This is a genomic window from Leucobacter albus (assembly GCF_039528015.1).
GTDB lineage: Bacteria > Actinomycetota > Actinomycetes > Actinomycetales > Microbacteriaceae > Leucobacter > Leucobacter albus.
This window is the reverse complement of record NZ_BAAAKZ010000013.1, coordinates 81046-94940: the sequence shown is the minus strand read 5'-3', so window position 1 is coordinate 94940 and position 13895 is coordinate 81046. Positions and strand designations below refer to the sequence as shown.

The 13895-nt window shown below is 68.2% G+C and carries 9 protein-coding genes; 7 read left to right on the top strand and 2 right to left on the bottom strand.

From position 1 onward, the window contains the following. Positions 1-11: 11 nt before the first annotated feature. From ABD115_RS13555 to ABD115_RS13540, 4 genes are read left to right on the top strand one after another with little or no spacing between them, the layout of a single operon-like run. The gene (locus ABD115_RS13555) at positions 12-314 is read left to right on the top strand and encodes a hypothetical protein (RefSeq protein ID WP_343961733.1); all 303 of its coding nucleotides are present in this window, start codon (positions 12-14) and stop codon (positions 312-314) included. Next, a complete protein-coding gene (locus ABD115_RS13550; RefSeq protein ID WP_343961731.1) occupies positions 314-2389 on the top strand; it encodes an alpha/beta fold hydrolase in 2076 nt (691 codons plus the stop codon). The genes ABD115_RS13555 and ABD115_RS13550 overlap by 1 nt, the downstream gene beginning before the upstream one ends. Positions 2390-2391: 2 nt before the next feature. Beyond that, positions 2392-3006: a hypothetical protein gene (locus tag ABD115_RS13545; protein ID WP_343961730.1), complete on the top strand. Its 615-nt coding sequence runs from the start codon at positions 2392-2394 to the stop codon at positions 3004-3006. Further along, positions 3003-7838, top strand: a complete 4836-nt coding sequence (locus tag ABD115_RS13540) for a type VII secretion EssC family protein (protein WP_343961729.1) — start codon at positions 3003-3005, stop codon at positions 7836-7838. The genes ABD115_RS13545 and ABD115_RS13540 overlap by 4 nt, the downstream gene beginning before the upstream one ends. Before the next feature lie 93 nt (positions 7839-7931). On the opposite strand, the gene ispF is transcribed toward ABD115_RS13540, so the two are convergent. Both ispF and ispD read right to left on the bottom strand, forming a co-directional pair. Then, a complete protein-coding gene (gene ispF / locus ABD115_RS13535; RefSeq protein ID WP_343961728.1) occupies positions 7932-8411 on the bottom strand; it encodes a 2-C-methyl-D-erythritol 2,4-cyclodiphosphate synthase in 480 nt (159 codons plus the stop codon). After that, positions 8408-9184 carry a 2-C-methyl-D-erythritol 4-phosphate cytidylyltransferase gene (gene ispD / locus ABD115_RS13530; protein ID WP_343961727.1) on the bottom strand — a complete coding sequence of 259 codons (777 nt, stop codon included), beginning with the start codon at positions 9182-9184 and terminating at the stop codon, positions 8408-8410. The genes ispF and ispD overlap by 4 nt, the downstream gene beginning before the upstream one ends. Positions 9185-9299: 115 nt before the next feature. Here ispD and nusA point away from each other — a divergent pair, with 115 nt between their 5' ends. The 3 genes from nusA to infB all read left to right on the top strand — a co-directional run bounded on the left by nusA (position 9300) and on the right by infB (position 13613). Continuing rightward, a complete protein-coding gene (gene nusA, locus ABD115_RS13525) occupies positions 9300-10295 on the top strand; it encodes a transcription termination factor NusA (RefSeq protein WP_343961726.1) in 996 nt (331 codons plus the stop codon). 190 nt (positions 10296-10485) lie between these two features. Then, complete coding sequence (locus ABD115_RS13520) at positions 10486-10743, top strand: YlxR family protein (protein ID WP_343961725.1); 258 nt, start codon at positions 10486-10488, stop codon at positions 10741-10743. A 74-nt stretch (positions 10744-10817) separates the two neighbouring features. Then, on the top strand, positions 10818-13613 hold the full coding sequence (infB, locus tag ABD115_RS13515) for a translation initiation factor IF-2 (RefSeq protein ID WP_343961724.1): 2796 nt from the start codon (positions 10818-10820) through the stop codon (positions 13611-13613). Positions 13614-13895: the final 282 nt, after the last annotated feature.

Here is a 13895-nt window from a genome sequence, read left to right as displayed (position 1 = left end):
GTGTCTCCGCCATGTCAGAGAATCTGCAGCTCAATGACGCGGTGCTGGAGTCAGCCGCACGGGGTTTTGCCAGCGCCGCCGAGGTGATGCGCAGCGGTGCGGCGAAGCGCCCACCGACTCCCGCGACGCTCAGTGCGCTGCGCGCCGAGCTCGACCTGTATCTACGCGGGCTTGCGGTGTCGCGCGCAGCGCTCTCCGACGCCGCGCATTCGGCGACCCTAGCGCTCGCCGACATACTTGCGCAGAGCGCCGAGCTCGACGCCGAGATCGCGGCGGCGCTGCCAGCAGGGTTCGTGCTTGGAGAGGCCCCGTGATGGGTGCCGCTGGTCGACCCGTGCCACCGAGCGTCGGCGTGCTGCTGCGTGGTACGCCACGGGCCGGAACGGTCGAGGAAATCAACGCGGTGAGCCAATACCTCACGAACGTGCGTTACGACGCGGTGCAGTATGTGACCGCGGCGCGACCTGCGCAGGAGGCCATCGCGGGGCTCGAGAGCGCGGCGGTGGAGCGGCTACATGCGCGGTTGGGTCGCGGGTTGTTCCCCGGTGTCGCTGCACTCGAAGACTCGGCAGACGAGGCGAAGTCAGCGGTGCAGAGCTATGCGGCGCAGGTCGCGGAGATTCACCGCGAGGCCGATCAGGTGTGGGCCAGCGCGGAGCGGGCGCTGGGGAGCATAGCCGCGGCGCTGCAATCGATCGCGCAAATCTGCGACGTGATTGCGGCGCCCTTCAGCTACAGCTGGGATACGCCGCCGCCAGCGGCGCTGCCTGAGCCGAGGCTGCGCGCGGGGGCTGGGCCGGCAGACACGGCCGGGGTGGCCGAACTGATTTCGGGGTTGCGCGATGGGTACCGCACACGATGGCTGAACACGGTGCTCGAATGGCAGCTCGAGCTCGCCGAGGTGCGTCGCTGCGTGCGGCGCTGGTCTGAGCTGCAAGAGGAGCGGCTGCTGTGCGAGGGCGCCGTCGCAGAGCGGCTGGGGCGCACCTCGGTTGGGGAGCTCATCACCGTCGGCGCCGGCATGCCGGGAGGTCGTCGGCGGGCGATCGCGGTTGGCCTCACCGGCGAAATCGGCGGAGTCCGTGCGGGGATTCGAACGACGCGCACCTTTCATCCGGAGTTGCGCGAGCTACTCGACTCTGCAGACGGTGCGAAAGTCTGGGACGCTCCGCCAGCCCCTGCCTTCGTCGCCGAGAAGTGGGCTGGGCTCGATGAGTCCGTGCGCGAGGAGCTGATTCGCAGCGTGCCGTGGGTGATCGGCAACCTGCCGGGCCTGCTGCCATCGGTGCGTGACCGGGCCAACCGAGAGCTCGTGGCATTCTACAGAGAGTACCCGCAGACGCTCACCCCCGAGCAGCTGACGCTCGTGGCCGAGGCGCAGCGCATACTCGACGATGAGGCGCGGCAGCGGTCGCCAAAACCGCCGATTCAGGTACTGGCATTTGACCTCAGCGGGCCCGTGCCGAGGGCGGCCATCGGCTATGGCGACCTCGACACGTCGTCTCATACCACCTTTCAAGCCGCGGGTATGGGCAGCGACGCCCACACCGCGCTCCCCACTTGGGACGTGGCGGCGCGAAATCTGTACGAGGCGCAAGAGGCCCTCCTGCCACGCTTCGAAGGTGGTGGCCCTGGGGTCGTGGCCTGGCTCGGGTACGACACCCCCGCGATGCTGCCAAACTCCGAGGTGTTTCGCTCGGATTCGGCGAGCCTTGGTGCCGGGCGGCTCGCCGCCGAGCTCGACGGCATGGCGGCGGCGCGGGAGGCGGCCGACGCCGGGCTGCCAGCTATCGGGGTGGTGGCGCACTCCTACGGCACGACCATGGCAGCCATCGCGCTCACCAAGACGAAGCACCCCGTCGACTCGTTCGTGATGCTCGGCTCGGCCGGGCTCGACACCGAGGCCGTGCCGAGCCTCGGCTCTCTGAACGTGCGAGAGCTCACGCCGGGCCAACTGGCGGTCTTCGCGACCTCGGCGGCACGAGACAGGCTCGCCCCGACGGGGGCGGCGCAGGCCGAGCGCGGCCTCCCCACCCCCGACGCGCGAGCGCTACTCGGCCTCGAGCAGCGGGTGCCGGTGTACGGCGGGGTCATCGCATTCTCGTCGGAGGGCGACCCTGCGCGTGGGCTGAAGGGCACCGACGGGCACTCGTTCGTCGGCGCCGGCAAGACGGCAGGCATCGCGGGCATGACTGCCTCGGCGGGGCGCGGGTACGGCGACAACGAGACGCAGGCGCTCGACACGACGGCTCGCGCGACGACGGGGCTCATCGCGGGGCCCGACGGGCTCGACCTCGTCGTCACCGAAGCGCAACCCGTTGTCAAGATCGTGGACAAGCACACGGGCTACGTCGGCCAGTGGCGCATGCCCGCTGAAAGGAATGACTAACCATGCGAAAGCAACGATACTCGCGCCGCGGCGTCGGAGCGCTCGCGGCGCTCGCGCTGCTCGGCGTCACCGGCTGCGTGCCAGAGGGGGTTCCCATGATTTCAGAGCCGAGGCGCTTCACGAGCATGACGTTCGTCGAGCAGCTGCTGTGGGTGGAATCGCAGCTCAACGAGGGCATTGCGGCCGTAGGGATTACCGAGGGGTGGTTTGTGCCGTTCGGGGCCGACAGGGTCGACTGGGACGGGGCTCCTGAGAACCGACTCACCGTGCTCGGGTCCATGATTCCCAAGGCCTGCGGCACGGGTGGAAGGCTCAACGAAAGCGCCCTGCTCCTCGATGCACCCGATCCGCTCGGGGCCGCCCTACGCATCCGCGCCGCCTGGGAGGCCGAGGGGTGGGTCGTCACCGACCTCTACGGCCCGCCAACGCCCGAGTTCACGGTCTTTCGGGCAGACCGCGAAGACGGGGCGATGATGGGCTTCGACGGGAACCCGGACGGGTTGATACTTAAAGCCTACGCACCGTGTTCGGTGCACTCGTCGCTATCGTCGTGGCATGTGGACGTGGAGGAGCGCGACGCCTTCCTCGACAGCATCGAAGCGGAGATCGAGCCGTGAAGCTCAAACTCTCGCTGGCGCTCGCGGGCAACACCGAACACGATGTCACGCTCGCGTGCGATGTCACGACCACGGTGCGGGAGGTCGCTGACGCGCTGATTCGCTCGGGAGCCTTTCGCGGAACCAATATCGAGGAGTTTTCGGCACTCCGGTTCGGCCACGTGACCCTCATTGGTGGCCCCGCGCGCGAGCGAGAGTATTTGCTTGACCCTGGCGCGCCCATCGGCCAGTCGGGCATCCAGTCGGGCTGGCGAATCCGCGTCGTGGGTGAGTTCGATACCAACGCCCCCCGCCTCATTCCCGCGGTTGGGCTCGTCGAGGTGCTCACCGGGGAACAAGCGGGCGCGCGCTTCAGCCTCGTATCGGGGAGCAACATGGTGGGGCGAGACGAACACAGTCGCGTGCGGCTTGACGACCGCAGCGTCTCTCGGCGGCACGCCGTCATTGAAGCCGGGGAACGCATCGTCTTGCGCGACCTCGGCTCCGCGAACGGCATCGAGTCGCTCGGGCAGCGATTCCAATCGCTGCCGCTCGAACGCGTACTCGATGTCACCCTCGGCACCGTGACGCTTCGCATCACGCCGTTCGGCCCGGCGCGGTCGAGCACTGCGCCGAACGCCTTGGCGCCCGTGGGGGTAGCCTCGCGGGGCGAGGCCCTCGCGAGCGTCCACGCCGCGGCGCCGGTGCCCGGCGGTGAGCCTCTCCTCGACCACAGGCGCGAGCACACCAGGGCGCCACGGGTCGATCCGACGTTTCCCGTGACCTCCCGAGAACTCCCCGCGCCCCCGCAGCGAGCCGCCGGCAACCGCATTCCGCTGCTGGCCATGCTCGCCCCCATGCTCATGGGCACGGCCATGTTTGCGATCACCCGGTCGCCCATGAGCCTGGTGATGGTCGCCTTCACGCCAATCATGATGATCGGGGCGTGGCTCGACGGGCGCCTCGCTTCGCGAAGAAAACGCGGGCGCGACGATGCTGGGTTTGCAGACTCGATCGCCTCCGAACGCGAACAGTTGGCGGCAAGCCGGGCCGAGGAGATCTTGGTGCGGGGGCGCGAGACGCCAACGCACGCGGAGATATTTGAGGCGATGAGCTCTCAGTCGCGCTTGCTGTGGTGCCGCAGGCCAGAACACGGCAGCTTTCTCGAGCTGCGCTTTGGCGAGGGTGAGCTGCCGAGCCGCACCGAGATCAGACTGCCCAAGCGCGGTGATGCGCTCGCCGAGCAATGGGCGACGTTGCGGGCCATCGAACAGGAGTTTTCGACCGTGACGCCCGTTCCGGTGACCGAGCGACTCGATCGCTGCGGCTCAATCGGGTTGGCCGGCCCGGTCGAAGCCACTGCGGGGCTTGCGCGCTCGCTCCTCTTGCAGCTCGTCGGGCTGCACTCACCGGCCGAGCTCGCCCTCGCTGTGTTCGCCGGTGCCACACGAGACGCCGCCCACGCCCCAGAGAACTACGTTGGCTGGGAGTGGCTCAAATGGCTGCCCCACGTTGATCACGTCGGTAGCCCGATTCCGGTGTGGCAGCTCGCCGACTCCGAGAAGTCTGCAGCGACGCTCCTCAGTGCGCTCGAGGCCGTGGCCGACGGCCGGAGCGGCGGCGGTGGCAGCCGCAGTGCAAAGGCGACAATCCGTTCCCACCTCAGCGCCGAGTCGGGAGGTGCGCTGGGCGAGCCGGCCGTCAGCGATCTACCGATGACGCCAGTGATAACCGTGCTCGTGCTCGACGGCGAGATCGTGCCTGCGCACCGCCCCCGGCTTATCGCGCTCGCCGAGGCCGGCCCCGACCTCGGGATTCACTTCATCTGGGTTGCGGCAGAAACTGCGCATATTCCGGCTGCCTGCCGCACCTTCGTCGAGCTGGGTGCCGCGACTGTCAGCTTCGTGCGCCAGCGCCGCGTCGTGCAGCTCAATCGCGTCGAGCATGCCGACACCGCAGTCGCCGCGAGCCTAGCGAGGGCGATCTCACCCGTCGACGACACCGCGGCGCGCGCACTCGACGAGTCAGATTTGCCCCAGCGTGTACAACTCCGGGAGCTCCACGGCGTCGATCTGCTTGGCGGGCACGCCCCAATCGCCCAAAGCTGGGAACGCTCGGGCAGTGTCATGCGCCAGTGGCGACGTGGCGACGAGCGTGAGCCCGTGGCGCTGCGGGCCGTCGTCGGCCACGGCAGCGACGCGACGGTGGCACTAGATCTCCGCGCGCACGGTCCTCACGCCCTCGTCGGGGGTACGACAGGCTCGGGCAAGTCGGAGTTTCTGCAGAGCTGGATCATGAGCCTCGCCGCGAACCTCAGCCCCGACAGGCTGACGCTGCTGCTCATCGATTACAAGGGCGGGGCGGCATTCGCCGAGTGCGTTGATCTGCCGCACACCGTTGGGCTGGTCACCGATCTCTCGCCACACCTGGTTCGGCGCGCGCTCACGTCGCTGCGGGCGGAGCTTCGCCGCCGCGAGGAGCTCCTCGCCGAGCACAACGCGAAAGACCTGATCACCCTGGAGCAGCGCTCCGACCCGGCGGCCCCGCCGGTGCTGGTCATCGTGATCGACGAATTCGCCGCGCTCGTCAATGACGTGCCCGAGTTTGTCGACGGAGTCATAGACGTCGCGCAGCGCGGGCGCTCGCTCGGGCTCCACCTGATCATGGCGACGCAGCGGCCGGCGGGCGTGGTCACCGACAACCTGCGGGCGAACACGAACCTGCGCGTGGCCCTCCGCATGGCCGACGAGGGAGACTCGAACGATGTCATTGGCGTGCCCGACGCGGCCTTTTTTGCGCCTGAGACCCCCGGGCGCGGTGCGATCAAGGTTGGGCCAGGCAGAATTTCACACTTTCAAACCGGCTACGTTGGTGGGCGCGCCACGCAGGGATCGGCTGGCACCGGGCTCGAGGTGAGATCGCTGGGGTTCGCCGAGGGCCCGCCGTGGGTCATTCCGGGCGAGCGCGGGCAGAGTGGGGCGCGGCCACGGGCGCGGCCACAGGCGCGGCCCCAAAGCCGAACCCAGCCCCAAGCCCAGCCCCAAACTCAGCCCCAAACTCAGCCCCAAACCCAGCCCGCCCGCGACATTGAGCGGCTGCGCGATTCGCTCATTGCAGCCGCGACAGCGTGTGAGCTACGGCAGCCGCGGAGGCCGTGGCTCCCGCCGCTGCCTGAACGGGTAGCGCTCGAAGATGTTCTGGCCCAGCCGAGACAGGGCACGCCGTTCGGTCTGGCCGACCACCCCGAGGAGCAGTCGCAAGACCCGGTCACCATAAACTTCGACGAGGTCGGCAACGTTGCGGTCTTCGGCGCCGGCGGCGCGGGCAAAACCACGGCTCTCCTGACGCTCGCAGTCGCGGTGAGTGCGGGCGCGGCAAACGACCCGGTGCACATCTACGCAATCGACGCTGGCGGGGGCAGCCTCGATGCGCTCTCGGCGCTCCCGACCGTGGGCGGAGTCGCGCAGCTCGCCGACGTCGAACTCACGCAGCGAATCCTGAGACACATCGAGGAGGTCATCACTGAGCGCGGGGCAGCCTTCGCCGAGGCGCGGGCGAGCAGCCTCGCCGCATACCGGGCCCAAGCTGCCGGTGGCAGCCGGGCCGCCCCAAGGGTGCTGCTACTCATCGACGGCTTCGGGGCTGTTGCCCAAGTTTTTGAGGGGGCCGGCCAGCAAGCTGCCGCGGCGCAGCGACTTGCGGGCATTATGCGTTCGGGGCGGGCAGTCGGGGTGCACGTGGTGCTGACGGCTGATCGGCCGGCGGCGGTGCCGGCAGCGCTCGCCGCAAGCGTGCAGGCGCAGTTTGTGCTGCGGCTTGCGTCTCCGAGCGAGTACGCCTATGTCGGTGTGTCGCCCGAGGCGTTCGAGGGAGCCCCGCCCGGCCGCGGGGTGCTCGCCGGTCGGGGTGAAGAACTACAGCTCGCGCTCAGCAGCGCGGAGCCCGACCTCGCGGCGCAGGCCGACGCGCTGTCTGCGTTGGCGGAGCGGCTGCGAGCAGCCCCGATCGTGCCCCCGGTGGCGCTTCGCAATGCTCCCGAGCGCATACTCCTCACAGACCTGCCCGCTACAACAGGGGGCCGCCCGGTCTTCGGCGTGCAGACCGACACCCTGGCGAGCGTGGGACTGCCAGTTAGCGGACTCGGCGTGGTCGCTGGCCCCGCCGGTGCCGGGCTTTCGACCGCGGTTCGCAGTTGCGTGCGCGCGATCGAGCGCATGTCGCAGGGCAATGACGAAGCGGTGGATCGGGTGCTACTCACCCTCGCGCCGCAGAGTGAGACCGGCGCCGAAACCGTGGAGTGGGACAGGGTAGCCAGGGGAGATGCAGCCGTGACCGAGCTTGCCGGCGCACTCGTTGCTGCTCTCGGCGGGAAGCCGCACCGGCCGATGCCCTCGCTCGTTGGGGTGATCGGCGACGATCTCAGTCTGTCTGGGGATGACGAACCCGTGGGGCTGGGCCGGGCGGCACGCTCGGCCGCGATGCCGCACGCGGCCGCTGACCTGGCGATCGAGTTTCCGCGGCGCGGCAGCCGCGGGGTGATCGTCGTTGAGCGTGCCACGGACGCGGAGGGTAGCGAGGCGCTGCCGCAGCTCGTAGCGCTTGCGAAGGTGGCGCGGCGAGCGGGTGAGCTCGTGCTGTTCGAGTTTGAGCAGGGCACAGGCGGGGGAGTGTGGGAACTGTTTACGGCGCTGAAACAGCCAACGTGGGGCCTGGCGCTGCAACCAGACGACGGCGAGGGGCAGACGCCGTTTCGCGAGAGCCTGGGGCGGGTTTCACGGGCCGATTTTCCGCCCGGCCGCGGGTTTGCCGTAGAGCGTGGCCGAGTCACGCCGGTCCACGTCGCGCTCCCGTGAGCCGCGCTTGCCGATCAGCCCGCTGGGGTGATGTGCCCGCGCTGCGCAGCGTATGCTCCGCCCTATCGGGGCGGGCCCGGGCGTGCGCGACACCTAGCGCGCGATGAGCGCGGTAGCGATAGCCGCGATGCCCTCCCCGCGACCGGTGAACCCCAGTCCGTCGGTCGTCGTCGCGCTGAGCGAGACGGGGGCACCAACGAGCTCCGTCATCACACGCTCGGCTTCCTCCCGGCGCGGCGAGAACTTCGGCCGGTTGCCGACGATCTGCACCGAAACGTTCACCGGGCGAAACCCCGCTGCGGCAAGCCTCTCGAGCGCGAGCCGCACAAAGCCGGTGCTGGCCGCGTTCGCCGTGTCTGGCGCGTCGACCCCCACGAGACCGCCGATGTCTCCGAGCCCCGCGGCCCCGAGCAGCGCGTCGACGACCGCGTGGCAGACGGCGTCTCCGTCGCTGTGCCCAGAGAGGCCGGGCTCGCCTGGCCAGTCGAGGCCGGCAAGCCGCAGCGGGGCAGCGTGGTCGTAGGCGTGCACGTCAAACCCCGATCCAACGCGAATATCTGGCAGTGTGCTCATCGGTCGCCTCCCGGCTGCGTGGTGGCAAGGCGCCGCTCGGCGAGCAGTGCCTGAAGCAGCGCCTCGAGCAGCGCGAGGTCGCCGGGCGTCGTGAGTTTGTGCGCGAGCGTCTCGCCCTCGACCGTGCGCACGGAGCCGCCGGCGCGCTGCACGACCTCGGCGTCGTCGGTTGGCTCGGATCCGGCGGGGGCGGATCCGAGGCGATCGTGTGCCGCAGCGAGTTGCTCGCGCGGGAAGCCCTGTGGGGTTTGCACCGCGACCAGCGGTGCTCGATCCACCGTCTCGTGCACGACCCGGTCGGCGCTCACGCGCTTGAGGGTGTCGACGACGGGCAGCGCCGGGATCACCGAGGCGCCCGTGCGCCGTACCTCGGCTCCGACGCGCTCGAACAGCGCCGCGGGGGTGAGCGGGCGAGCGGCGTCGTGCACGAGCACGAGATCGACCGTCTCGTGCAGCGCGGCAACGCCGAAGCGCACCGACTCGTGTCGCTCGCGCCCGCCCGGCGTCACGGCAACCTCCCAGGCGGAGCCAGCCGGAACGAGCCGCGAGGCGAGTTCGAGCGTTGCCGCGGCGGCCTCCTCGGGAACCACGATGACGAGGTGCCCACCGCCGTGCAGGCTGACGATGGTCTCGACGCAGTGCTCAACGAGCGTGCGCCCGCCGAGCTCAACGAACGCCTTCGGCACCCCCGCGCCCAGGCGCTCGCCGCGACCGGCCGCAACGAGCACAACGCCGAGCTGCGCCAGGGGGTGCGGATCCACTTCGAATGTCATGCTGCAAGCGTACCGGGAGGCCATATTCGGCCCGGTGGGCTATTCTGGTGGACTACTCGAGTGGGGCGACCCGCCGAGACAGCTGAATAGACATCTCAATATCCAGGAGGACACCGTGAAGATCGATCTTGCCATGCTGCGAGGGCTCGAACGCGAGAGGGAGATTCCTTTTGAGGAGCTCGCTGAGATCATCGAGCAGGCGATCCAGACTGCCTACGTGCGGCACGCCGAGAACCAGGCGCTCCCCGTACCCCCAACCGAAGACGTGCGGGTGACGCTCGACCGCAAGAGCGGCGAGATTGCCGTGCTCGTGCCAGAGCACGACGACGAAGGCAACGTTATCGGCGAAGCCTACGTCACCACCGACGAGTTCGGCCGCGTCGCCTCGAGCGCCGCGAAGCAGGTCATCAACCAGCGGCTGCGCGACCTGTCTGACGACGCCGTGCTCGGCCAGTTCAAAGACAAAGAGGGCCAGGTCGTCTCCGGTGTCATTCAGCAGGGGCCGAACCCCCGCATGGTGCACATCGACCTCGGCGAGGTCGAGGCGATTCTGCCTCCCGAGGAGCAGGTGCCCGGTGAAGACTACGCGCACGGCACCCGCATTCGCGTCTACGTCACGAGCGTGTCGAAGGGCCTGAAGGGCCCGCAGATCGTCGTTTCGCGCACCCACCCCGGGCTCGTGCGCAAGCTGTTCGAACGCGAGGTTCCCGAACTCGGCGAGGGGCTCGTCGAGATCGTGTCGCTCGCTCGCGAGGCAGGCCACCGCAGCAAGGTCGCCGTGCGCGCGAAACAGGCCGGCATCAACGCCAAGGGCACCTGCATCGGTGAGATGGGGAGCCGCGTGCGCGCCGTCATGGGCGAGCTCGGCGAGGAGAAGATCGACATCGTCGACTACTCACCCGAGCTGCCGAAGTTCGTTGCGAACGCGCTGTCGCCCGCGAAGGTGACCGATGTCTTCATGCTGAACGAATCGCTGAAGCAGGTGCGCGCGCTCGTCCCTGATTTCCAGCTCTCGCTCGCGATTGGCAAGGAGGGCCAAAACGCTCGCCTCGCCGCGAAGCTCACGGGCGCAAAGATCGACATTCAGCCAGACTCAATCATGAATGATTGAGTCTGAATGGCGATCTTTGCGCGTTTCCCGGAGCGCTCACAGCGCGACGGGGAACGTCTGGATCGCAGACATTCAGCCAGACTCAATCATGAATGATTGAGTCTCTGGGCGACGAAACACGACCTCATCGCCCAGGCACAGCCCCGACATAGGGTGTGCCTGGGGGTGCGGTCAGCGGGAAGCTGGTAAGATGGATCCGATTCGGACTTGCGTTGCCTGTAGGACACGGGCGGCGCGCGCGGAACTCCTTCGTGTGGTGGTGCGTGACGGTCATCTGATTATCGATGACCGTGCTGTGCTGCCAGGGCGAGGCGCTTGGGTGCACGAGACCGCAGAGTGTATGAATCTTGCAGTGCAGCGTGGGACCTTCACGCGGGCACTCAGGGCGTCGGGGAAGCTCGATGCTCAACCACTAGAGAACAGGCTGAAAATGCTGATGGACAAGTAATGAGCGGCTCACTATGAGACCCGTCCGGTAATTTTGGTTCTCGCCTGTCTGGCGTGAACCCAGACAGGAGAAATGTGGCTAACCCACGCGTAAGCGAGATCGCTAAAGAGCTCGGAATTGAGAGCAAAAAAGCGGTCGAGATTTTGAATGCCGAACTCAACGAGTTCGTCAAGACCCCGTCCTCGACGATCATGCCCCCGACGGTGCGCAAGCTCCGGGCGTTCGTCAAGGACCACCCGGAGCTCGTGAAGAGCGACGAGGCAGCTACTGAGGCAGCCCCGGCCAAGGCCGCGGCTCCGAAGAGGCCAGGCGCCGCGCCGAAGCCGGGTCGCCCCGGCCCGAAGCCCGGTGCGCCCGCTCCGGCTGCCCCCGCGGCACCTGCAGCTGAAGTGCCCGCCGCTCCGGCGCCTGCAGCCCCTGCTGCTCCCAAGACAACTCCCGCGCCGGCAGCATCGGCCGCGCCCGCCGCTGCCGCAGAGGGCGCAAAGCCCGCTGCCGACGCAAAGCCCGGCGCTGCAAAGCCAGGTGCACCAAAGCCCGGCGGCGCTGCCAAGCCTGGCGCTCCGAAGGCCGACGGCCCGCGCCCGGGGAACAACCCGTTCGCATCGAGCCAGGGCATGGGCATTCCCCGCCCGCCGCGTCCGGGCAACAACCCGTTCGCAGCGAACCAGGGCATGGGCCGTAACCGCCCGAACCCCGGCAACATCCCGCGCCCGGCAGCTCCGCGCCCCGGTGGCCCAGGTGCGCCCGGTGGGCGTCCCGGCGGTCCCCGTCCGGGTGGCGCTCCGCGCCCCGGTGGGGCTCCGCGCCCCGGTGGCGGCGGCTTCAACCGCCCAGGCGGCGGCCCCGGCGGCGCTGGTGGCCCCGGTGGCGGCTTCGGCGCTCCTCGCCCCGCAGGCGGGTTCGCAGGTCGTGGCCGTGGCGGCCGCGGTGCGGGCACGGCTGGCGCGTTCGGTCGCGGCGGCTCCAAGAGCAAGGCACGCAAGTCGAAGCGGGCGAAGCGGGCAGAATTTGAGATGCGCGAGGCGCCGTCGCTTGGCGGCGTCAGCGTACCTCGTGGCAACGGCTCGACGCCGATCCGCCTGCGCCGTGGCGCTTCGCTGTCCGATTTCGCGGACAAGATTGATACGAGTGCCTCGAACCTCGTGACGGTGCTGTTCCACCTCGGTGAGATGGCGACGGCGACCGAGTCGCTCGATCAGGCCACGTTCGAGATCCTCGGCGAGGAGCTGGGCTACAAGATCCAGATCGTCTCGCCCGAGGACGAGGATCGCGAGCTTCTCGAGGCCTTCGACATCGACATCGAGGCTGAGCTTGAAGAAGAGGGCGACGACGTGCTCAAGCCGCGCCCGCCCGTTGTCACCGTCATGGGTCACGTTGACCACGGTAAGACCCGCCTGCTCGACGCGATTCGCAAGGAGAACGTTGGCGGCGGCGAGGCCGGCGGCATCACCCAGCACATCGGTGCGTACCAGGTGCACACGCAGCATGACGGCGTGGACCGTGCACTGACCTTCATCGATACCCCGGGCCACGAGGCGTTCACCGCCATGCGTGCCCGTGGTGCGCAGGTCACCGACATCGCGATCCTCGTGGTCGCGGCTGACGACGGCATCATGCCGCAGACGATTGAAGCGTTGAACCACGCGCAGTCGGCGAACGTGCCTATCGTGGTCGCGGTGAACAAGATCGATAAGGAAGAGGCGAACCCCGACCGGGTGCGTCAGCAGCTCACCGAATTCGGCCTCGTGTCGGAGGAGTGGGGCGGCGACGTCATGTTCGTCAACGTCTCGGCGAAGAACAACGTCGGCATCACCGAGCTGCTTGAGGCGGTGCTGCTCACCGCTGACGCCGGTCTCGACCTGCGCGCGAACCCCGATAAGGAAGCACGCGGCGTCGCGATCGAAGCCAAGCTCGATAAGGGCCGTGGTTCAGTTGCTACCGTGCTCATTCAGTCGGGTACGCTCCGCGTCGGCGATGCGATCGTTGCTGGCACCGCCTATGGCCGTGTCCGTGCGATGCACGACGAGAACGGCGACCCCGTGCTCGAGGCGCTCCCGTCGCGCCCGGTCTCGGTGCAGGGCCTCTCGTCCGTTCCGCGCGCTGGTGACAACTTCATCGTGACCTCCGAAGATCGCACCGCGCGCCAGATCGCTGAGAAGCGTGAAGCGGCAGAGCGCAACGCAATGCTGGCCAAGGCACGCAAGCGCATCAGCCTCGAAGAGTTCACGAAGGCGCTTGAGGACGGCAAGGTTGAGTCGCTCAACCTCATCATCAAGGGTGACGTTTCGGGTGCTGTTGAGGCGCTTGAAGAGTCGCTCATGAAGATCGAGGTCGACGATTCGGTTCAGCTCCGGATCCTCCACCGCGGCGTCGGCGCGATCACCGAGTCTGACGTGGATCTTGCCACGATCGACAACGCGATCGTCATCGGCTTCAACGTGCGCCCCGACGTCAAAGCTCGCGAGCGCGCTGCGCGCGAGGGCATCGACATCCGCTTCTACAACGTCATCTACAACGCGCTTGATGACATTGAGGCATCGCTCACGGGCATGCTCAAGCCGGAGTACGAAGAGGTTCAGTCGGGCGTCGCGGAGATCCGCGAGGTCTTCCGCTCGTCGAAGTTCGGCAACATCGCCGGTGTCATCGTGCGCTCGGGCACCATTACCCGAAACGCGAAGGCACGCGTCATCCGCGAGGGTGTCGTCGTGGCCGATGGCCTCGCCATCGAGTCGCTGCGTCGCTTCAAGGACGACGTCACTGAGGTGAAGACGGACTTCGAGGCCGGTATCGGTCTCGGCAAGTTCAACGACATTCAGATCGGCGATGAGATCGAGACCACCGAGATGGTCGAGAAGCCGCGCGGCTAACGAGTAGCTGCGATCACGAGGCCGGGGGAGCGAGAGCTTCCCCGGCCTCGTGTCGTTGTGCTGGTGGCCTGGCACCAGGGCCGATACGGCCGGCGCTCGATTGCCAGCGCCGCGTCGGTTAGGCTGAATCAATATGGAGCCACAGCAGATGGGCCTGTACATACGGCTGTTCAACGTGTCGATGCGCAACATTCGTGCGCGCCAGGCGCCGAACTGTAGGCTCACCTCGACGATTATGGTCGGGTATTAAGAGTTGCACCGTGTGAGAATCGAGCCCGATAT

Bases quoted from the DNA above. Each gene is read 5' to 3' on its own strand.
- ispD (WP_343961727.1), bottom strand. From the start codon at position 9,184: ATGACATTCGAAGTGGATCCGCACCCCCTGGCGCAGCTCGGCGTTGTG.
- ABD115_RS13555 (WP_343961733.1), top strand. From the start codon at position 12: ATGTCAGAGAATCTGCAGCTCAATGACGCGGTGCTGGAGTCAGCCGCA.
- ABD115_RS13550 (WP_343961731.1), top strand. From the start codon at position 314: ATGGGTGCCGCTGGTCGACCCGTGCCACCGAGCGTCGGCGTGCTGCTG.
- ispF (WP_343961728.1), bottom strand. From the start codon at position 8,411: ATGAGCACACTGCCAGATATTCGCGTTGGATCGGGGTTTGACGTGCAC.
- ABD115_RS13545 (WP_343961730.1), top strand. From the start codon at position 2,392: ATGCGAAAGCAACGATACTCGCGCCGCGGCGTCGGAGCGCTCGCGGCG.
- ABD115_RS13520 (WP_343961725.1), top strand. From the start codon at position 10,486: ATGGATCCGATTCGGACTTGCGTTGCCTGTAGGACACGGGCGGCGCGC.